The organism is Sediminihabitans luteus, assembly GCF_002797595.1.
Classification (GTDB): Bacteria; Actinomycetota; Actinomycetes; order Actinomycetales; family Cellulomonadaceae; genus Paraoerskovia; species Paraoerskovia lutea.
Map to the genome: position 1 here is coordinate 358,088 of NZ_PGFE01000001.1, position 19,607 is coordinate 377,694.

Below are 19,607 nucleotides of genomic sequence, written 5' to 3' on the forward strand. Positions count from 1 at the left end.
GCTCGACTACAGGTCGTACGTCGCGACGACCGGCGCGTGGTCGCTGAACCGCTCCTCGTAGGACGCCGCCCGGTCGACCTCGACCTTGACCGCGCGCTCGGCGAGCGCCGGGGTCGCGAGCTGGTAGTCGATGCGCCAGCCCGAGTCGTTGACGAACGCCTGCCCACGCCACGACCACCACGTGTACGGGCCGGGACCCTCGCCGCCGTGCTGGCGCCCGAGGTCGACGTAGCCGAGCTCGTCGAGCCACGTGTCCACGTAGGCGCGCTCCTGCGGCAGGAACCCTGCAGCCTTGAGGTTGCCCTTCCAGTTCTTGATGTCGACCTCGCGGTGCGCGATGTTGACGTCGCCCGCGACGACCACGCGGGCCCCCTCCTGGGCGAGCTCGCGCATACGCGCCGTGACGCGGTCGAGGTAGGCGTACTTGTCGTCCATCGACGGCGTCCCGGCCGTGCCCGAGTGGATGTAGGTCGAGACCACGGTCACCGACCCGCCGTCGGGCAGGTCGAGGTCGGCCTCGACCCACCGGCCGGTGTCGACGGGCTGCTCGCCCTCGCCGAGACCGACGCGCACGGCCGTCACGGGCAGGCGCGTGGCGATCGCGACCCCGGCGCGCCCCTTGATCTCGCTCGCCTGGTGCACCACGTGCCAGCCCTCGAAGAGCCCGTGCAGGATCTCGTCGGGCGCGCGGACCTCCTGCAGCAGCAGGACGTCGGGCGTGCGCGCGGCGAGCCAGCCGGCCATGTCGCGCTTGAAGGCGGCACGGATGCCGTTGACGTTGACGGTCGCGATGGTGAGCACGAGGGACATCCCATCACGAGCCGGCGACAGCCCCCGCATCGCGTGCCGGCCGACGACGTGACGCCGCGGGCGTTCCGGCCTCGCGGAACCGGTGCGCGAGCAGCGCCGAGAGCGACGCGAGCACCGCGAGCACCCCGATGCCGAGCCGCAGGTGGTCGCCCGTGGCGAAGAGCCCCGTGAGCACCCCGCCGAGCACCGCGCCGACGTACGTGAACACGTTGAGGCGTGAGAGCGCCTCGTCCGTCACCCGCTCGAGGTCGCCCGGCACGGCGACCTCGCGCGCGCGGTCACCGACCGCGGCGAACGCCATGGGCGCCACGACGCCGATGCCGAGGCCGACCGCGGCGAAGCCGAGCAGCGCGAGCGTCCAGTGCGGCGCGAGTCCGACGAGCGCGAACCCGGCCGCGCCGAGCAGCCCGCCCGCGCGCACGAGACGCACCCGGCCCCAGCGCGCCACGAGCGCGTCGGCCGCGAGGCGCGACACGATCACCGCGGCCTGGTACGCCGCGTAGCCCAGGGGCAGCACCACGTCGCCCGCGTGCAGGACGTCGTCGAGGAACACCGACCCCCAGCTCGAGACCGCCGAGTCGCCGATGGGGTACGCGACCATCGCGAAGCCCAGCACGAGCACGACCCCCGCGGCGACGCCCGGTCCGCGGACGGCGGGCGACGCGGACCCGTCGGTGCCCTCCCCGGGCCCAGGGACACCGGCGTCGCCGGGCCCGGGTGCGCCGGGTGCGAGGCCGTCGGTCACGGGTGCGTCAGTCACGGGTGCGTCAACCACGGGGGCACCGGGCACATGGTCACCGGGCACATGGCTACCGGGCACATGGCCACCGGGCACATGGCTACCGGGCACATGGCCACCGGGCACATGGCTACCGGGCACATGGCCACCGGGCCCAGGCTCACCGGGCGCGAGGCCGCCCGACGACGCGGCCGTGGCTACGACGTCCGACACCTCGCCGGCCTCGACGGGGCCGACCAGGCCGCGCGAGGCCCACAGGACCACGACCACCATGACGCACGCGACGACCAGGTTCGACGTCCCGAGCCCGAGGTCGAGCGCCTCGGAGCCCGAGACGGCGAGCGCGCCGAGCACGCCGCCCGCCGCGTTGGCCGCGAAGAACGACCCGAGCAGGCTCGTGCCACGTCGCCGCTCGAGCGCGACGCCCTGCATGTTCAGGGACGCGTCGACCGCGCCCAGCGCGAGCCCGTACAGCACGAACGCGGTGAAGAACGTCCCGAGACCGCCCGCGGCGCCCACCCCGAGCATGCCGAACGCGGCGACGAGCAGACCGCCCACCACGACGCGCGCCGAACCGACCCGGGCCGCGACGAGGCCGGACAGCGCGCTGCCGGCAGCTGCGGCGACGCACACCGCGAGGATCGCGAGGGTCACGACGTCGTCGTCGATCTCGAGCGCGCGCTTGTACGCCGGGATGTGCGTGAGCATGACCGCGAAGCCCAGCCCCTGCACGGCGTACGCCGTGGTGACCGCGACGCGGGAGTGGTCGCTGAGGGTGCGCCGCGCGGCGCCGACGGTCGGCATGCCCGGGACTCTAGGCCCGCGGACGACCCCGGCGGAAGGTTGCCCGAGTCACGATCCGGTCTCGGCCGGTCAGGGGTGCAGGCGCTCCGCGGTGTCGACGACGTTCGCGAGGAGCATCGCACGGGTCATCGGGCCGACGCCGCCCGGGTTGGGCGAGATCCAGGCCGCGACCTCCGCCACGGCCGGGTCGACGTCGCCCCGCAGGCGCGCCTTGCCCGTCTCGGGGTCCACGACGCGCGAGACGCCTACGTCGAGCACGATCGCGCCGGGCTTGACGTGCTCGGGCCGCACGAACCCGGCAACCCCGGCCGCGGCGACGACCACGTCGGCCGTGCGCAGGTGGGCTGCGACGTCCGCGGTACCCGTATGCGTGAGCGTGACCGTCGCGTTGACGTCCTTGCGGGTCAGGAGCAGGCCAATCGAGCGGCCGACCGTCGTGCCGCGGCCGAGCACCACGACGTCCTTGCCGGCCAGGTCGATCCCGTGGCGCTGCACGAGCTCGATGATGCCCGCGGGCGTGCACGGCAGCGGCGACGTGATCTCCTCCGAGACGCGCAGCACGAGACGCCCGAGGTTCGTCGGGTGCAGGCCGTCCGCGTCCTTGGCGGGGTCGATGCGCTCGAGCACCGCGTTGGTGTCGACGCCCTTCGGCAGCGGGAGCTGGACGATGTAGCCGGTGCACGCCGGGTCGGCGTTGAGCCGGTCGATCGCGGCCTCGACGTCGGCCTGCGTCGCGTCGGCCGGGAGGTCCTCGCGGATCGACGCGATCCCGACCTCGGCGCAGTCGCGGTGCTTGCCCGCGACGTACGAGACCGACCCCGGGTCCTGCCCCACGAGGACCGTGCCGAGGCCCGGGACGACGCCCCGGGCGGCGAGGGCGGCGACGCGCACCGCGAGCTCGGACTTGATGGCGGCGGCCGTGGCCTTGCCGTCGAGGATCTGTGCGGTCATGGGGGCTCCCAAGGTCTGCGGCGGGTCTCGGTGTGCGGGGGTCTGCGTCTGCGGGGGTCTGCGTCTGCGGGGGTCTGCGTCTGCGGGTGCGCCGAACCGGCGATCCGGCACCGCCGAACCGGCGATCGTGGTCGTTCCAGGCCTCTGGATCGAACACGATCGCCGGTTCGGCGGCGCGAGGGTCAGGTCAGTACTGCTCGAGACCCGGGTAGAGCGGGAACTCGGCCGCGAGGCGCGTGACGCGGGCGCGCAGGGCCTCGACGTCCGCGGCCTGGCCGGCCTTGAGCGTCTCGGCGATGATCTCGGCGACCTCGGTGAACTCGGCATCGCCGAACCCGCGGGTCGCGAGCGCGGGCGTGCCGATGCGCAGGCCTGAGGTGACGCGCGGGGGGCGCGGGTCGAACGGCACCGCGTTGCGGTTCACCGTGATGCCGACGGCGTGCAGGAGGTCCTCGGCCTGCTGGCCGTCGAGGTCCGAGTGGCGCAGGTCGACGAGCACGAGGTGCACGTCCGTGCCGCCCGTGAGCACCGAGACGCCGGCCTCGGCGACGTCGGCCGCTGTGAGGCGGTCCGCGATGATGCGGGCGCCGTCGATCGTGCGCTGCTGGCGCGCCTTGAAGTCGTCGGACGCCGCGACCTTGAACGACACGGCCTTCGCCGCGACGACGTGCATGAGCGGCCCGCCCTGCTGGCCCGGGAACACGGCCGAGTCGATCTTCTTGGCGTACTCCTCCTTGCTCAGGATGAAGCCCGAGCGGGGGCCGCCGATCGTCTTGTGCACGGTCGAGGACACGACGTCCGCGAACGGCACGGGCGACGGGTGCAGGCCCGCGGCCACGAGGCCCGCGAAGTGCGCCATGTCGACCCAGAGCTTGGCGCCGACCTCGTCGGCGATCGACCGGAACGCCGCGAAGTCGAGGTGGCGCGGGTACGCGGACCAGCCGCCGATGATCACGTCGGGGCGCTCGGCGAGGGCCTTCTCGCGCACCTGGTCCATGTCGATGAGGTGCGTCTCGGGGTCGACCCCGTACGCCGCGACGTCGTACAGGCGGCCCGAGAAGTTGATCTTCATGCCGTGGGTCAGGTGGCCGCCGTGCGCGAGCTCGAGACCGAGGATCTTGTCGCCCTTGTTGATCAGGGCGTGCAGCACGGCCGCGTTCGCGGTCGCGCCCGAGTGCGGCTGGACGTTCGCGTGCTCGGCGCCGAACAGCGACTTGGCGCGCGCGATCGCGAGGTTCTCCGCGACGTCGACCTGCTCGCAGCCGCCGTAGTAGCGGCGCCCCGGGTAGCCCTCGGCGTACTTGTTCGTGAGCACCGAGCCCTGCGCCTGCAGGACGGCGCGCGGCACGAAGTTCTCCGACGCGATCATCTCGAGGGTGTCGCGCTGACGCGCGAGCTCCCCGTCGAGCACCGCGGCGATCTCGGGGTCGAGCTCGGAGAGGTTCTGGTTCAGGACGTCGGCGGAGTCGGGCTGGTCGCTCATGCTTCTCCTCGAAGGCTGTGATGCTGGTCGGTGGCCGTCGCAGACCCGTGGCGGGCAGCGTGGTCGAACAGTCCTGAGGGGGTGCTGGCCGCCGGGTTCACGCACGGGCACGCACCCTCGCAGGGTGGGTGACCGGGGCCCAGGCGAACGACCCGAAGTCTGCACAGCTCGTCGCTCCCCGGTGGTGATCCACCTCAGCGCCAGTCGCGACGGTGTCAGCCTATAGCACGCCCCTGCGCCCGGGCACCCCCGTCAGGAGCCTCCCCGATCGGTGGAACGCCGTCCGGTCGTGGTCGCGCGCCCGGCGCGCGTGTCGGGCGCGTGAACTCCCGGGGCGATCCGCGACCCCTGGGTTTCCGCAGGATTTCAGGCGTGTGGAGACTTGGCCGCACGGCGGGTGAATGCGCGCCACGGGCCTGGAAACGCTTGTCGCGGGCGCCCCGGCGACCTAGATTCGCCGCATCACGACGACGTGGCCCACATCACCGTCGCGACGCCACCGCAGCCGCCGCCCCCCTACCTCTCGGAGGCCGGCATGGCTGCAGCACGACGTCGCACCCTCGCCCGGGTGCACCACGCGACGATCCTCCCGACCGCAGGCACCCGCACCGCAGGCACCCGCATCGCGGGCAGCCCGACCGCAGGAACCCGTACCGCAGGGCTCGTCCGATGAGCGAGAGCAGGCTCGTGACCGTGCGCGTGCTCGCCACGCTCCTGGTCGCGTTCGGCCTCGCGTACGTGGGCTGGCGCTGGACCGGGACGGTCGCGTGGCACGCCTGGTGGATCGCGGTCCCGCTCGTGGTCGCCGAGACCTACTCGCTCGGCGAGTCGGTGCTGTTCGGCCTGACCATGTGGAACGCGCGCCGTCGGCCGAGCCCGCCGCCCGCGCGCGAGGGCCTCGCGGTCGACGTCTACATCGCGACCTACAACGAGCCGCTCGAGCTCGTCGCGCGCACCGCGCTCGCGGCCCGCGACATGACGTACCCGCACGAGACGTACGTGCTGGACGACGGCGACCGGCCCGAGTTCGCCCGCATGGCGGCCGCGCTCGGGGTCGGGTACGTCACGCGCGGTCCCGAGTGGGACGGCCGCGCGCGGTTCGCCAAGGCGGGCAACGTCAACAACGCGCTGTTCCGCACCACGGGCGACTTCATCGCGATCCTCGACGCCGACCAGGTGCCCGAACCGAGGTTCCTCGACCGGGTGCTCGGCTACTTCGAGGACGAGACGATCGCGTTCGTCCAGACGCCGCAGCAGTTCTGGAACGTGCCCGACGACGACCCGCTCGGCAGCCGCGCCGAGCTGTTCTACGGCCCGATCCAGCAGGGCAAGGACGGCTGGGGCGCCGCGTTCTTCTGCGGGTCGAACGCCGTGCTGCGGCGCGAGGCCCTCATGGCGCTCGGCCTCACGCGGTTCTCGCAGGAGGCCACCGGCCGGCTGCGCACCGCCCTGCGCGGGGCGCGCTCACGCGTGCAGGACCTCGAGGGCAGGCTCGCGGTGCGCGCCCCCTCGGCGCTGCCCGTCGCGGAGGAAGCCCTCGCCGCGATCCGCCGCGCCGAGGGTCGGGTGCGGCACGGCGACGTCCTCGGCGAGGTCACGTACGCGCTGCGCCAGGAGATCCACGCCGCGACGCTCGCGCACCCCGACATCGACCTGCCCGAGGACGTCACGGCCGAGCTCGACGACGTGGTCGAGCACGTCGAGGTCGTGCGCACCGACCAGGCGCTCGCGATCCAGCCCATGGAGACCTCGACCATCACCGAGGACATGGCCACGGCCATGCACCTGCACGCGATGGGCTGGTCGAGCGCCTACCACCACGAGGTGCTCGTGCTCGGCCTCGCGCCCGACGACGTGGGCACCATGCTGTCGCAGCGCCACCGCTGGGCGACCGGCTCGATGCAGGTCTTCTTCAGCGACAACCCGCTCGCCGTCAAGGGGCTCACGCTCGCGCAGCGCCTCATGTACCTGGGCACGATGACGAGCTACCTCGCCGGGTTCTCGGCGCTCGTCTACCTCGCCGCGCCGGTCGTGTTCCTGCTGACCGGGGTGTTCCCGCTCGTCGCGGACCCGGTCGCGTTCGCGCTGCGGTTCGTGCCGTTCTTCGTGTGCTGCCAGGCGATGTTCCTCGTCGCGGGGGCCGGGTCGCGCGGCCTGTGGCGCGGGCAGCAGATGTCGTTCGCGCTGTTCCCCACGTGGATCGCCGCGACGCTCTCGGGCGCCGCGGCCGTGTTCCTCGGCCGGCACGTCTCGTTCGCCGTGACGTCCAAGACCGGGACCGACGGCGCCGACGGCTGGCGGCACGTGCGCACGCAGGTCGTGCTCATGGTCCTGCTCGGCCTCGCGGCCGTGATCGGCGTGGTCCGCGCGGCGGCGGGCGACGCGTCCGTGACCGCGACCGCGGTGACGCTCGTGTGGATCGCGGTCGACCTGGCGATGCTCTGGGTCGTGGTCGGCGCCGCCCGCTACCGCGGCTTCACCGGCCCTGACCCGACCGCCCCCGCGTCGTCCGAGCTCGACGCCGCCCTCGTGCTCGCGACCGCGGACGACGGTCCCGCGGCCTCGCGGCCGCTGCCCTGACCTGCGCCGCAGACCGGCGACCACGGCCCCAGTGACCACACAACCCGTGACCACAGAACCCGTGACCACAGAACCCGGGCCACCGGCCCGGACAGCACGACCCCACAGTCAGCACCCCCACAGCCCACAAGCCCAGGAGCGCACCGTGACCGCGAAGGCCCAGACCCAGCCCCAGACCCAAGCCCCGACCCAGACCCGCACCCAGGCCAGGAACGAGAGCCGGACCCGCACGGTCTGGCCGCGCCGCCGCGTGCACGCGCTGCACCTCGACCCGGGCGCGCGCACCGCCGTGCCGCAGGGCACCCGCCTGCACGACCTCGCGGTCGACGGGCACCTCGACGCCACGGCCGTGCTTCGGCTGCGCCTGCCCGTGCTCGACGCTCTGCAGGACGGCCCGGCCGTCGTGCTGGTCGACGTGAGCGCGGTCGACCGCATCGCGCCCTCGGGCGTCGCCGGGATGCTCGACCTCGTGCGCCTCGCGCGCTCGCGCGGCGGCGACCTGCGCCTGCACGGCCGCTCGGCGGCGATCGAGCACGCGCACCGCACCGTGCGGCTCGACGCCGTGGTGCGCACCTACGCGGGTCGCGAGGAGGCGCTCGGTGTCGCCCGCGCGTGAGTCCGGCTCAGCCGAGCGCGGTGCGCAGCGCCTCCTGGGAGGCCTGGGTCGAGTTGAGGCGCCAGTCGCGCTCCTTGACGGTCTGGAACCACACGAGCCCGACCACGCCGGGCGTGGTCGCGAGCAGGTCGACGAGGTCACCGACCCAGCGCGCCTTGTCCTCGGGGCCCGGGCCCTCGACGCTCGCGACCTCGGTCACGAGCACGGGCCGGTCGCCGTCGAGCGCGTCGAGCATCGCGAGCCCCGGACCGAAGAGCTCGTCCGGGTCCTCCCAGGCGTGGCCGTCGCCGTCGCCCCAGTTGTAGCCGTCCAGGCCCAGCACGTCGACCGCGTCGGGTCCGGGGAAGGCCGCGGCGACGTCGTCCGACGCCCCGTCGAGCGGGACGTTCGGTGCCCACACGAGCTGCACCCGGGACGCCCCCGCGGCGTCGAGGACGTCGCGCAGGTGCGCCCAGGCGGCGAGGTAGTCGTCCGCGGTGTTGCCGTTGACGCCGACCGCCCACGGGTACCAGTCGCCGTTCATCTCGTGCGCGAACCGCAGCAGCACGGGCCCGTCCTGGTCCGCGAGCGCCGCGGCCCAGCGTTCGAGGTCAGCGTCGTGGTCGCCGTCCGCGACCCGCGCGAGGGCGTACCCGGGCTGGTCGACGCCCTGGCCCGGTTCCCAGGGCTCGAGCGTGACCAGGGGCGTCGCACCGCGCGCGCGGGCGTCGTCGAGCGCGGCCAGGGGCACGTCGTCCCCGGTCGCGGCGAACAGGTGCACGTAGTCGAGCGGGCGTCCCGTCATCTCGGTCACGACGTCGAGGTCGGAGGACTCCTCGCCGTCGTCGGCGACGTAGGCGCCCCACGCGAGCCGGCCGCGGGAGCCTTCGGGCTCACCCGTGGCGGACGGCGCGGGGTCGGGTGCGCCCTGCGCGGCGCAGCCGGTCAGCAGCGAGAGGGCCAGGACGAGGGCCGCGGCGACCGGCCTCGTCGGCGGCGGTGTCCACGACATGGCTCGCAGGCTACCGCCGTCATGTGTTCGGCACGTCACGATCAGGAGGACGGACGATGAACCGCTCGACCGACCACGAGGGCGGCTGGGGCCACCCGGTGCGCCGCGCACGGCGTGCGAACCTGCTCGTGCCGCTCGGGATCATGGGGGCCGCGGTCGGCGCGGTCGGCTGGGGGTTCTCAGTCGTCGACCCCGCCCCGGCGGTCGTGCCGGCGTGCGTGGTCGAGGACGCCTCGGTCGTGGTGCCCGACGAGGGCGTGCTGCTGGGGGTCAACCTCGACTGGGCGTCCGAGACCCTCGCGGAGCACCGCACGAACATGGGGCACGCCCCGGCGGTCGCGGTGCAGTTCTCGGACATCCCGTACGACGACAAGACGTGGGCGCACACCACGAGCGCGGTCACGCAGGTCAAGGCGAACGGCGGCGTCCTGCTGCTCACGCTCGAGCCGCACGCGGGCCTCGACGCGATGAGCGACGAGGTGGTGGACCGGCTGGCGAAGGACCTGCGGGCGCTCAACGAGCAGGGCGTGCCCGTCGTGCTGCGGTTCGCGCACGAGATGAACGGGTCCTGGTACGCGTGGGGGCAGCAGCCCGCGCACTACGTCGAGGTGTTCCGCCGTGTCGCGGCCGCGGTGCACGCGCAGGCGCCGGGCACGTCGATGATGTGGGCGCCCAACTACGGCGGCGGGTACCCGTTCACGGGCGGGCAGTTCGCGGCGCGCAAGGGCACCGACGACTACGCGGCGCTCGACACGGACGACGACGGCGAGCTCACGATGGCCGACGACACGTACCTGCCGTACTACCCGGGCGACGACGCGGTGGACTGGGTCGGCATCTCGCTCTACCACTGGGGCAACCAGCGCCCGTGGGGCAACAACGAGATCACGGAGGACGGCAAGTTCGCGGCCATGCTCACGGGCACGTACGACGGCACGGCGGGCGACGACGACGCGATCCCGGACTTCTACGAGGTGTACGGGGTCGAGCACGACAAGCCCGTCGCGATCCCGGAGACGTCCGCGATCTACACGCCCTCGCGCGCGGGCGAGTCGGAGCTCGACGTCAAGCGCGCGTGGTGGCGGCAGGTGTTCTCGGACGACACGCACGAGCGGTTCCCGCAGCTGAAGATGATCAACTGGTTCGAGTGGGACAAGTACGAGATCGAGATCAACGACACCGTGGACTGGCGGGCCGCGGGGTCGCCCGCGGTGCGGGACGCGTTCGTTGCCGACCTCCCGTCGTGGACGCTCGACGCGCCCGACGTGCCGGTCTGCGGCGAGGCGGTCAGGGCGCCGTGAGCGTCCCGCCCGGCGGCCCGGCGTACACCCGGACGTGGTCGACGACCATGCGCCGCGGCCAGGGTGTCGTCGCGTCCGGGCTGCCGGGCCAGCCACCGCCGACCGCGAGGTTGAGGATCAGGAAGAACGGGTGCTCGAACGGCCACGTGCCGCCCGTGTCGGCGGGCGTGCGCCGCTGGTAGACGACGCCGTCGACCGACCAGGCGATCGACCCGGGAGCCCAGTCGACCGCGTACACGTGGAAGTCGTCGGCGAACGCCTCGCCCCCGGGCAGACCGGTCGAGGCGTGCACCGCGTCGGCGCCCGAGCGCCCGGGCAGGTGCAGGCTCCCCCACACCAGGCCCGGCTCGTGGCCGACGTTCTCCATGACGTCGATCTCGCCGCTCGCGGGCCACGGGGCCGTGGTGAAGACGTCGGTGCCGAGCATCCAGAACGCGGGCCACGTGCCCTGGCCGCCGGGGATCCGCAGGCGCGCCTCGACGTGCCCGTACGTCGTCTCGACGAGGCCCGCCGTGATGAGCCGTGCGGACGTGTACGCGCACGTGCCGTACCAGCACGTCGCGCCCGGCGGGGTCTCGGCGCGGGCCGTGATCACGAGATGGCCGTCGCCGTCGAGGGCGGCGTTGGCGCGCGAGTCCGTGTAGTACTGCAGCTCGTCGTTGCCCCAGCCGCTGCCGCCCGTCTCGGCCCGCCAGCGCGACGGGTCGGGCGCGCTGCCCGCGGGCCCGTCGAACTCGTCGGACCACGCGGGTGGTCCGGCCGGGGACCAGGCCGGGCGGACGGCGTCCGCGGCCGGGACGGCGCCCGGCGCGACCAGGGCGGCGGTCGCGAGCGCGACGACGAGCGGGACGGTCACGAGAGCGACGAGTGACGTCGTGACGACGGGGGCCGTCCGGGCGCGCGCTCGACGGGTCATGCTCCATGGTTCGGGCGCGCGCCCGCGCGGGTCAAGGCCCGGGAGGTTGCCATCGCGTGACCGTCGTGTCACGCACGGCGAGGGGCCCGGGCGTCGTGCCCGGACCCCTCGCGGCGAACCGTCGTGCGACCCTCAGGCCAGGCGCGAGCGCCGCTTGCTGAGGATGTCGAACGCGACCGCGAGCAGGAGCACGAGGCCCTTGATCGCCTGCTGCCACGCGGCGTCCACGGCCATGATCGACAGTCCCATGTTGAGCACGCCCATGATGAGCGCACCGATCATGGCGCCCGAGATCCGGCCGACGCCGCCCGTGACCGCGGTGCCGCCGATGAAGCACGCGGCGATCGCGTCGAGCTCGTAGTTCATGCCGGCCGCGGCCACGCCGGCACCGGCGCGCGACGTCGTGACGATCGCCGCGACCGCGGCGAGGACGCCCATGTTGACGAAGATCCCGAAGTCGACGCGGCGCGAGTTCACGCCCGAGAGCACCGCGGCGTGGCGGTTGCCGCCCACCGCGTACACGTGGCGCCCGAACACCGTGCGGTTGAGCACGAACGAGTAGCCGATCACGAGCACGCCGACGATCAGGAGCACGATGGGCGTGCCGCCCGCGCTGAGCGAGAGCCAGTAGGTGACGATCCCGATGAGGGCGACAGCGACCACGTTCTTGGCGACGAACGCCGCCATGGGCTCGACCGTGAGCTCGTGCTTGGCGAGCGAGCGGCGCGAACGCCACTGCGACCAGACGAACGCGATGGCCGCGATCGCACCGATGCACACGGTCACGACGTCGACGTCGCCCACGAACCCGAGCCAGTTCGGCACCGAGCCGTTCGAGATCTTGTTGAACCCGCCGGGCAGGCCCGCGACGGTCGTGCCGACGAGCACGATCGCGAGGCCGCGGAAGATCAGCATGCCCGCGAGGGTCACGATGAACGCCGGGATCCCGACGTACGCGATCCAGAACCCCTGCCAGCAGCCCACGAGCGCGCCGACCACGAGCGAGAGCACGACCGCGACGAACCACGGCAGGCCCCACTGCGTCATCATGATCGCGCACAGGCCGCCGACGAACGCGACCACCGACCCCACGGACAGGTCGATGTGGCCGGCCACGATGACCATGACCATGCCGATCGCGAGGATCATGACGTACGCGTTCTGCTGGATCAGGCTCGCGATGTTGTTGGGGAAGAGCAGCTTGCCCCCCGTCAGCACCTGGAACAGCAGCACGATCACGAGCAGCGCCGCGACGATCCCGTACTGCCGCATGTTGCGGCCGACGTACTCCCGGACGGCGTTCATCGGGCGCTCACTTCCTTGTCCATCGTCATGTGTCGCATGAGCTCTTCCTGTGTCGCGTGCTCGCGGTCGACCTCGCCGGCGATCCGGCCCTGGTTCATCGCGTAGATCCGGTCGCAGAGCCCGATCAGCTCGGGCAGCTCCGACGAGATGACGACGACGGCCTTCCCGGCGTCGGCGAGCGCGTTGATGATTCCGTAGATCTCGTACTTGGCGCCGACGTCGATCCCTCGGGTCGGCTCGTCGAGGATCAGCACGTCCGGGTCCGAGTAGACCCACTTGCTGAGCACGACCTTCTGCTGGTTGCCGCCCGAGAGCTTGCCGACGACCGACTCGATCGTGGGCGCCTTGATCCGGAAGTCCTTGCGGTACTTCTCGGCGACGCCGATCTCGACGTTGTCGTCGACGACGCCCCACCGGGCGACCTTGCCGAGCGCGGAGGCGGAGATGTTCTCGCGGATGGTCTGGATCAGGTTCAGCCCGTACCGCTTGCGGTCCTCGGTCGCGTAGGCGAGGCCGTGCCCGATCGCCTCCGAGACCGTGCGCGTGCGGATCTCGGTGCCGTTCTTGAAGACCCGGCCGGAGATCCGCGAGCCGTACGACTGCCCGAACACGCTCATCGCGAACTCGGTGCGGCCCGCGCCCATGAGGCCGGCCATGCCGATGATCTCGCCCGCGCGCACGTGCAGGTCGACGTGGTCCACGACGACGCGCTCGGTGTCGATCGGGTGGTGCACGGTCCAGTCCTCGACGCGCAGCACCTCCTCGCCGATGGTGGGCGTGTGGTCGGGGAACCGGCTGTCGAGCGACCGGCCGACCATGCCCCGGATGATGCGGTCCTCGTCGACCTTCTCCGCGCCGTGCAGGTCGAGGGTCTCGATCGTGCGGCCGTCGCGGATCACGGTCACGCGGTCCGCGATGGCCTCGATCTCGTTGAGCTTGTGGCTGATGATGATGCAGGTCATGCCCTCGGCGCGGAACTGCCGGATCAGGTCGAGCAGGTGTGCCGAGTCCTCGTCGTTGAGCGCCGCGGTGGGCTCGTCGAGGATCAGCACGTCGACCTTCTTCGAGAGCGCCTTGGCGATCTCGACGAGCTGCTGACGCCCGACGCCGAGGTCCATGGCGCGGGTCTCGGGGCTGTCCGAGAGCCCGACCTTGCGCAGCAGCGCGGCGGCCTCGCTCGACGTGCGGTTCCAGTCGACGACCCCGCCCGTCGAGCGCTCGTTGCCGAGGAAGATGTTCTCGGCGATCGACAGGTGCGGGACTAGCGCGAGCTCCTGGTGGATGATGACGACGCCGCGCGCCTCGCTGTCCTTGATCCCGCGGAACTCGACCGTGCCGCCGTCGAGCAGGATGTCGCCGTCGTACGTGCCGTGCGGGTAGACGCCCGAGAGGACCTTCATGAGCGTCGACTTGCCTGCGCCGTTCTCGCCGCAGATGGCGTGGACCTCGCCCCGCCTGACCTCGAGGGTCACGTCCTCCAGGGCCTTGACCCCGGGGAACTCCTTGGTGATGCCGCGCATCTCCAGGATGTTGCTGCCGTCAGCCATCGACCGGCTCCTTCGACTCTGGCGGACGCCGCAGGGCGACGTCCGGTCGTTCGCGCGCGGCGGGTGGCCGCGCAGGGCGTCGCGCCCGGGACCTGGGGTCCCGGGCGCGAGCCGTGGGATGCTGCTGCGTCAGAGACCGAGGTCGGCCGCGCTGTAGAAGCCCGAGTCGACGAGCATCTCCTGGACCGTGTCGGCCGTGACGACCTGCGGGGGCAGGAGGTACGACGGGACGACCTTGACCCCGTTGTCGTACGTCTCGTCGTCGTTGGTCTCGGGCGTGTCGCCGTTGACGATGTCGGTGACCATCTTCGCGACCTGGTCACCCAGCGTGCGGGTGTCCTTCCAGACCGTCATCGACTGCTTGCCGGCGAGCATGTTCTTGGTGTTCGCCTGGTCGGCGTCCTGGCCCGTGATGAGCGGCCAGTCGGCCTCGGTGTAGCCGGCGCCGTCGAGCGCCTGCTCGATGCCGAGGGCGAGCGAGTCGTTGGGCGAGAGCACGACGTCGACCTTCTTGTCGGCGTAGAACGAGTTGAGGCGGTTCTCCATCTCGGACTGGGCCTTGGCGGACTCCCAGCCCTGGATGCCGATCGTCGTCCAGTCGTCGACCGTCGCGGGGGCCTTGCCCGAGGGAACGACGAGCTGACCGCTCTCGACGTAGGGGCTCAGCACGTCCCAGGCGCCCTTGAAGAAGAACTTGGCGTTGTTGTCGTCGGGCGACCCGGCGAACGGCTCGAGGTTGAACGGGCCCTCGCCGTCCTTGAGGCCGAGCTGCTCCTCGATGAACTGGCCCTGGAGCGTGCCGACGAGCTCGTTGTCGAACGTCGCGTAGTAGTCGACGTTCTCGGTGTCGTTGATGAGGCGGTCGTACGCGATGACGGGGATGTCGGCGTCGGCGGCGGTCTGCAGGACCGGGCCGAGGGCGGTGCCGTCGATCGAGGCGATGACGAGCACGTCGGCGCCGTCGTTGATCATGTTCTGGATCTGAGTGATCTGCTGGTCGACCTTGTTGTCGGCGTACTGCAGCGAGGTCTTGTAGCCCTCGTCCTGGAGCAGCTCCTGCAGGTGCGTGCCGTCGTTGTTCCAGCGCTCGAGGCTCTTGGTCGGCATCGCGATGCCGATCGTGGTGTCGCCGGCGGCAGCGCTCCCACCATCGCTCGCGTCGTCCGAACGCTCCGAGCTGCACGCAGCCAGGGATCCGAACAGCAGGGTGGCGCCGGCGAAGGCGGCGATCGTTCTGCGCAGTGACGTCATCGTCATACCTCTCGTCATCGAATCAGGGGCGGACGTGCGACGACGTCCGACGTCCCGCGGCGACGGAGGCCTGCATCGATGCAGGTCAGGCCACCACCGTGGGGCACGTCGAGAAAACTACGCATGATGCGTTTGATGGTCAAGGCCAGATCGCGCGTCGTAACCATATTGTGTTCGAGGCTCAAACTCATGAGACCGTGGGTCAGCGAGGGAAGGAGGCCCGGCGTGTACCCTTCGCGTGTGAACACCGACCGGTCCACGCCCGGGTCGCAGACCTCACTGCGCGAGGCGAACCGGCTCCGGCTCGTCGACGCCGTCAAGCGTTTCGGTGGGCTCACGCAGGTCGAGCTCGCCGCCGCGACAGGGCTGTCGACCGCCACGGTGTCGACCATCGTCAAGGAGCTCATCGCCGCCGGCGTGGTCGAGACGCACACCACCTCCCGCTCCGGCCGACGCGCCCAGAAGGTCACCATCGCGCGCCGCGTCGGCCTCGTCGCGGGCGTGCAGGTCGGCCACCGGCACCTGCAGGTCACCCTCGCCGACTTCTCCCGCACCGTCGTCGCCGAGCAGCAGATGCCCCTGCCGGCCGAGCACCGCCTCGACACCGGCCTCGACCGCGTCGCCCTGCTCATCGTCGACCTGCTCGAGCGGGTCGGCGCGCAGACCGACGAGCTGCTCGCCGTCGGCCTCGCCCTGCCCGCCCCCGTCGACTCCGCCACCGGGATGATCTCGGTGCGCGGCGTCCTGCGCGGGTGGGACGACACGCACATCGGCCAGGTGCTGTCCAAGCGCCTCGCGACGCCCGTGTTCGTCGAGAACGACGCCAACCTCGGGGCGCTCGCCGAGCACGACTTCGGGGCGGCGCGCGGCGCACGCGACTCGATCTTCGTGCGCGCCTCGTACGGCACGGGAGCGGGCCTCGTCCTCGGCGACCACCTGCACCGCGGCTACGCGGGCACCGCGGGCGAGATCGGCCACGTCCAGATCACCCCGGACGGCCCGATCTGCCGCTGCGGCAACCGCGGCTGCCTCGAGACCGTGGTCGGCGCGACCGCGCTGCTCGAGATGCTGCGCACGAGCCACGGCCCCCTGACGCTGCGCGATGTGATCGCGCAGGCCATCGAGGGGGACCCGGGCTGCCGCCGCGTAGTCGCCGACGCGGGCGCGCGCATCGGCGCCGCCGTGGCGACCCTCGCGACCGGGATCAACCCGCAGTGCGTCGTCGTCGGCGGCGAGCTCGCCGAGACGGGCGAGGTGCTCGTCGGCCCGCTGCGCGAGGCCGTGCTGCGCCACGTCGTGCCCAACACGCTCGCCCCGCTCGAGGTCGTCGTCGGCGAGCTCGGCACCCGCGCCGAGGTCATGGGGGCCGTCGCGCTCGCGCTCCGCTCGACCGACGTGGCGTCCGACGGCTCCGCTGTGCAAGGCTTCGCACCGTGAAGCGCGCCCAGGCCGCGCCGGCGCTGTCGCTGGCCGGTATCGACAAGAGCTTCGGACACGTCCAGGCGTTGTCCGAGGTCTCGCTCGAGGTGCGCGCGCACGAGGTCGTCGCGCTCGTAGGCGACAACGCCGCGGGCAAGTCGACCCTCGCGAAGATCATCGCGGGCGTGCTCCAGCCCGACGCGGGAATCATCGAGTCCGACGGCGTCCCCGTGACCATCGCGAACCCGGCCGCCGCGCACGCGCTCGGCATCGCGAGCGTGTTCCAGGACCTCGCATTGTGCGACAACCTCGACGTCGTCCAGAACCTCTACCTCGGCCGCGAGCTGCGGCGCGGGCTGCGGCTCGACGACGAGGCCATGGAGGACGAGGCGCGGCGCATCCTGCGCTCGCTCACGTCCCGCATCCCGTCGGTGCGCACCCCGCTCGCAGGTCTCTCCGCGGGCCAGCGCCAGAGCGTCGCGATCGCCCGCACGCTGCTCGGCGAGCCCCGCGTCGTCGTGCTCGACGAACCCACCGCCTCGCTCTCGGTCTCGCAGACCGCCGAGGTGCTCATGCACGTCGAGCGCCTGCGCGAGCTCGGCCACGCGGTGATCCTCATCAGCCACAACATGACCGACGTGCGCGCCGTGGCCGACCGCATCGAGGTGCTGCGGCACGGCCGCAACAACGGCTCGTTCTCGGGCGCCGACGTCGGCTACGAGGAGATCATCGCCGCGATCACCGGCGCGAGCGCTCCCCCGCGGCACGACGCGCTGCGGGACGGTCCCCGCAGCGCGTGAGGCTCAGCCCGCGTCGGCGTCGCGCTGCGGCGTGCCGTCCGCGTTGCGCACGTCGGCCTCGCCGAGGATGCGCCGCAGGTACGTGTAGGTGAGGTCGCCCGCCGTCTGGTCGAACTGCTCCTCGTACCCCTGCTGCTGGTAGAGCGCGAGGTTGCGCGCCGAGTCCTTGCCCGTGAAGACCCACACCTCGGTGGTCTCCTCGGGCAGGTAGGGCAGCACGGCGAACATCAGCTGCGTGCCGATCCCGCGGCCCTGCTGGTCGGGAGCCACGGCGAGCCGACCGAGCGTGGCCTTCTGCCCCTCGATCTCGACGCGCACGGACCCGACGAGCCGGTGGCCGTCCCACGCACCGAGGGTCACGACGCCGTCCGCGGCCATGTCGTCGCGCAGCTCGTGCAGCGTCTGCGTCAGCGGCGGGATGTTCGGGTCGTCGTGGATCTGGGCCTCCGTGACGAAGGCGGCGCGACGCAGGGTGAGGAGCTCGCCCGCAGTCTCGTCGGGAACCACGTCGATCCTGAGCTGGGTGTCCGTCATGGCCCCATCCTTCCAGACGGGCAGCCACGCCGTCCGGCCGTCCGCGGGGTGTCGTGCGGCCGTCGCCCCGGCGGGCGTGCCCGACGACGTCCCCTCGGTACGCTGGCCCCGTGACCTCCTCGACCACGGCCGCCCCGACGCACTGGGTGCTGACCCTCTCGTGCCCCGACCGCCCCGGCATCGTCCACCAGGTCGCCGGCACGCTCGCCGCGCACGGCGGCAACATCACCGAGTCGCAGCAGTTCGGCGACCCCGCCTCGGGGCTGTTCTTCATGCGCGTGCAGGTCGAGTCCGCGGCGTCGCGCGACGCGATCGAGGCGGCGCTCGCGCCCGTCGTCGCCGAGTTCGGGATGACCTGGACGCTCGACGTCGTCGGACGCCGCGTGCGCACCCTGCTCATGGTCTCCAAGGCACCGCACTGCCTGGCCGACCTGCTCTACCGCGAGCGCCACCAGGGCCTGCCGGTCGACGTCGTGGGCGTCGTCGGCAACCACCCCGACCTCGCGGGGATCGCGGCGTTCTACGACAAGCCGTTCCACCACGTGCCCGTCACCAAGGACACCAAGGCCGACGCCGAGGCGACCCTGCGGGGGCTCGTGGACGCGCTCGACGTCGAGCTCGTGGTGCTCGCGCGGTACATGCAGATCCTCTCGGACGACCTGTGCCGCGACCTGTCGGGCCAGGTCATCAACATCCACCACTCGTTCCTGCCGAGCTTCAAGGGTGCGCGCCCGTACGCGCAGGCCCTCGACCGGGGCGTCAAGCTCATCGGTGCGACGTCGCACTACGTCACGGGCGACCTCGACGAGGGGCCGATCATCGAGCAGGACGTCGAGCGCGTCGACCACTCGAACGACGAGCCTCAGCTCGTGTCGCTCGGGCAGGACGTCGAGCGTCGCGTGCTCGCGCGCGCGGTGCGCTGGCACGCCGAGCACCGGGTGCTGCTCGACGGGCACCGCACGGTCGTGTTCCGCTGACGCCGGGGCGCCCGGTCAGGTGGCGGGCGCGTAGACCAGGTGCACCACGCCCCGCGGGAACGTCTCGGACGACACGAGCCGCAGGAGCCTGAGCTCGCCGTCGTCGGGGAACAGCCGCGTGCCGCGCCCGAGCAGGGCGGGGTGCACGAACACGTGCAGCTCGTCGAGCCGTCCGGCGACGATCAGCTGCCGCACGACGGACGGCGACCCGGTGAGGAACGCGTCGTCGTCGCCCGCGCGCAGCGCGTCCGCGACGTCGAGCAGGTCGCCCTCGGCCTGCTCCGAGTTGCGCCAGGTGAAGGTCAGCGGCGAGCGCGAGACGACGATCTTGCGCTTGTCGCCGAGCTCGGCCGCGAACTCCGCGTCCTCCTCCCCCGCGGCCTCACGGGCGGGCCACGCGCCCGCGAAGCTGTCGTAGGTCACGCGCCCGAACAGCATGGTGCCGGGCGCGTGCGTCGCCGCGACCGCCGCGCCCATCGGCTCGTCGAAGAACGGGAAGTGCCACTGCGTCGGGTCCTGCGCCTCGACCTCGACGACGCCGTCGAGGGACATGAACAGGGTCGCGCTGAGCCGTGCCATCGTG

Annotated in this window: 18 protein-coding genes and 1 riboswitch; of the genes, 7 read left to right on the plus strand and 11 right to left on the minus strand. The window is 72.4% G+C overall.

From position 1 onward, the window contains the following. Positions 1–6: 6 nt before the first annotated feature. The 4 genes from CLV28_RS01670 to glyA form a co-directional block, all read right to left on the minus strand. Positions 7–801 carry an exodeoxyribonuclease III gene (locus CLV28_RS01670; RefSeq protein WP_100422328.1) on the minus strand — a complete coding sequence of 265 codons (795 nt, stop codon included), beginning with the start codon at positions 799–801 and terminating at the stop codon, positions 7–9. A gap of 13 nt (positions 802–814) precedes the next feature. Further along, complete coding sequence (locus CLV28_RS01675; protein ID WP_100421558.1) at positions 815–2,353, minus strand: MFS transporter; 1,539 nt, start codon at positions 2,351–2,353, stop codon at positions 815–817. 69 nt (positions 2,354–2,422) lie between these two features. Continuing rightward, positions 2,423–3,304 carry a bifunctional methylenetetrahydrofolate dehydrogenase/methenyltetrahydrofolate cyclohydrolase gene (locus CLV28_RS01680; RefSeq protein ID WP_100421559.1) on the minus strand — a complete coding sequence of 294 codons (882 nt, stop codon included), beginning with the start codon at positions 3,302–3,304 and terminating at the stop codon, positions 2,423–2,425. 187 nt (positions 3,305–3,491) lie between these two features. Next, positions 3,492–4,787, minus strand: coding sequence for a serine hydroxymethyltransferase (glyA, locus tag CLV28_RS01685; RefSeq protein ID WP_100421560.1), 1,296 nt, complete (start codon positions 4,785–4,787; stop codon positions 3,492–3,494). A gap of 130 nt (positions 4,788–4,917) precedes the next feature. Next, positions 4,918–5,005, minus strand: a riboswitch (ZMP/ZTP riboswitch). A gap of 317 nt (positions 5,006–5,322) precedes the next feature. Between glyA and CLV28_RS01690 the strand changes: the two genes are divergently transcribed. The 3 genes from CLV28_RS01690 to CLV28_RS01700 all read left to right on the plus strand — a co-directional run bounded on the left by CLV28_RS01690 (position 5,323) and on the right by CLV28_RS01700 (position 7,983). Next, positions 5,323–5,460 carry a hypothetical protein gene (locus CLV28_RS01690; protein ID WP_157802445.1) on the plus strand — a complete coding sequence of 46 codons (138 nt, stop codon included), beginning with the start codon at positions 5,323–5,325 and terminating at the stop codon, positions 5,458–5,460. After that, complete coding sequence (locus CLV28_RS01695) at positions 5,457–7,367, plus strand: glycosyltransferase (protein WP_100421562.1); 1,911 nt, start codon at positions 5,457–5,459, stop codon at positions 7,365–7,367. The genes CLV28_RS01690 and CLV28_RS01695 overlap by 4 nt, the downstream gene beginning before the upstream one ends. Positions 7,368–7,512: 145 nt before the next feature. Beyond that, complete coding sequence (locus CLV28_RS01700; protein ID WP_157802446.1) at positions 7,513–7,983, plus strand: STAS domain-containing protein; 471 nt, start codon at positions 7,513–7,515, stop codon at positions 7,981–7,983. A gap of 7 nt (positions 7,984–7,990) precedes the next feature. On the opposite strand, the gene CLV28_RS01705 is transcribed toward CLV28_RS01700, so the two are convergent. Further along, the gene (locus CLV28_RS01705; RefSeq protein WP_100421564.1) at positions 7,991–8,974 is read right to left on the minus strand and encodes a glycoside hydrolase family 26 protein; all 984 of its coding nucleotides are present in this window, start codon (positions 8,972–8,974) and stop codon (positions 7,991–7,993) included. A 56-nt stretch (positions 8,975–9,030) separates the two neighbouring features. Here CLV28_RS01705 and CLV28_RS01710 point away from each other — a divergent pair, with 56 nt between their 5' ends. Continuing rightward, positions 9,031–10,275, plus strand: a complete 1,245-nt coding sequence (locus CLV28_RS01710) for a glycoside hydrolase family 26 protein (RefSeq protein WP_203968120.1) — start codon at positions 9,031–9,033, stop codon at positions 10,273–10,275. Here CLV28_RS01710 and CLV28_RS01715 read toward each other — a convergent pair. The 4 genes from CLV28_RS01715 to chvE form a co-directional block, all read right to left on the minus strand. After that, a complete protein-coding gene (locus CLV28_RS01715) occupies positions 10,262–11,191 on the minus strand; it encodes a glycoside hydrolase family 16 protein (protein WP_100421565.1) in 930 nt (309 codons plus the stop codon). The genes CLV28_RS01710 and CLV28_RS01715 overlap by 14 nt on opposite strands. Before the next feature lie 132 nt (positions 11,192–11,323). Then, a complete protein-coding gene (mmsB, locus tag CLV28_RS01720; RefSeq protein ID WP_100421566.1) occupies positions 11,324–12,496 on the minus strand; it encodes a multiple monosaccharide ABC transporter permease in 1,173 nt (390 codons plus the stop codon). Continuing rightward, complete coding sequence (gene mmsA, locus CLV28_RS01725) at positions 12,493–14,043, minus strand: multiple monosaccharide ABC transporter ATP-binding protein (protein ID WP_100421567.1); 1,551 nt, start codon at positions 14,041–14,043, stop codon at positions 12,493–12,495. The genes mmsB and mmsA overlap by 4 nt, the downstream gene beginning before the upstream one ends. A 129-nt stretch (positions 14,044–14,172) precedes the next feature. Further along, complete coding sequence (gene chvE, locus CLV28_RS01730; protein ID WP_239073160.1) at positions 14,173–15,294, minus strand: multiple monosaccharide ABC transporter substrate-binding protein; 1,122 nt, start codon at positions 15,292–15,294, stop codon at positions 14,173–14,175. A gap of 240 nt (positions 15,295–15,534) precedes the next feature. Between chvE and CLV28_RS01735 the strand changes: the two genes are divergently transcribed. Then, the gene (locus CLV28_RS01735) at positions 15,535–16,731 is read left to right on the plus strand and encodes an ROK family transcriptional regulator (protein WP_239073140.1); all 1,197 of its coding nucleotides are present in this window, start codon (positions 15,535–15,537) and stop codon (positions 16,729–16,731) included. Next, the gene (locus CLV28_RS01740) at positions 16,728–17,513 is read left to right on the plus strand and encodes an ATP-binding cassette domain-containing protein (RefSeq protein ID WP_100421570.1); all 786 of its coding nucleotides are present in this window, start codon (positions 16,728–16,730) and stop codon (positions 17,511–17,513) included. The genes CLV28_RS01735 and CLV28_RS01740 overlap by 4 nt, the downstream gene beginning before the upstream one ends. A gap of 3 nt (positions 17,514–17,516) precedes the next feature. On the opposite strand, the gene CLV28_RS01745 is transcribed toward CLV28_RS01740, so the two are convergent. Next, positions 17,517–18,047, minus strand: coding sequence for a GNAT family N-acetyltransferase (locus tag CLV28_RS01745; protein ID WP_100421571.1), 531 nt, complete (start codon positions 18,045–18,047; stop codon positions 17,517–17,519). 110 nt (positions 18,048–18,157) lie between these two features. Here CLV28_RS01745 and purU point away from each other — a divergent pair, with 110 nt between their 5' ends. Beyond that, entirely contained in the window at positions 18,158–19,024 is an 867-nt protein-coding gene (gene purU / locus CLV28_RS01750; RefSeq protein ID WP_100421572.1) for a formyltetrahydrofolate deformylase, read from the plus strand. A 15-nt stretch (positions 19,025–19,039) separates the two neighbouring features. Here the strand turns inward: purU and CLV28_RS01755 are convergent, their stop codons facing one another. Then, positions 19,040–19,603, minus strand: a complete 564-nt coding sequence (locus CLV28_RS01755) for a dihydrofolate reductase family protein (RefSeq protein ID WP_100421573.1) — start codon at positions 19,601–19,603, stop codon at positions 19,040–19,042. Between the last annotated feature and the right edge of the window lie 4 nt (positions 19,604–19,607).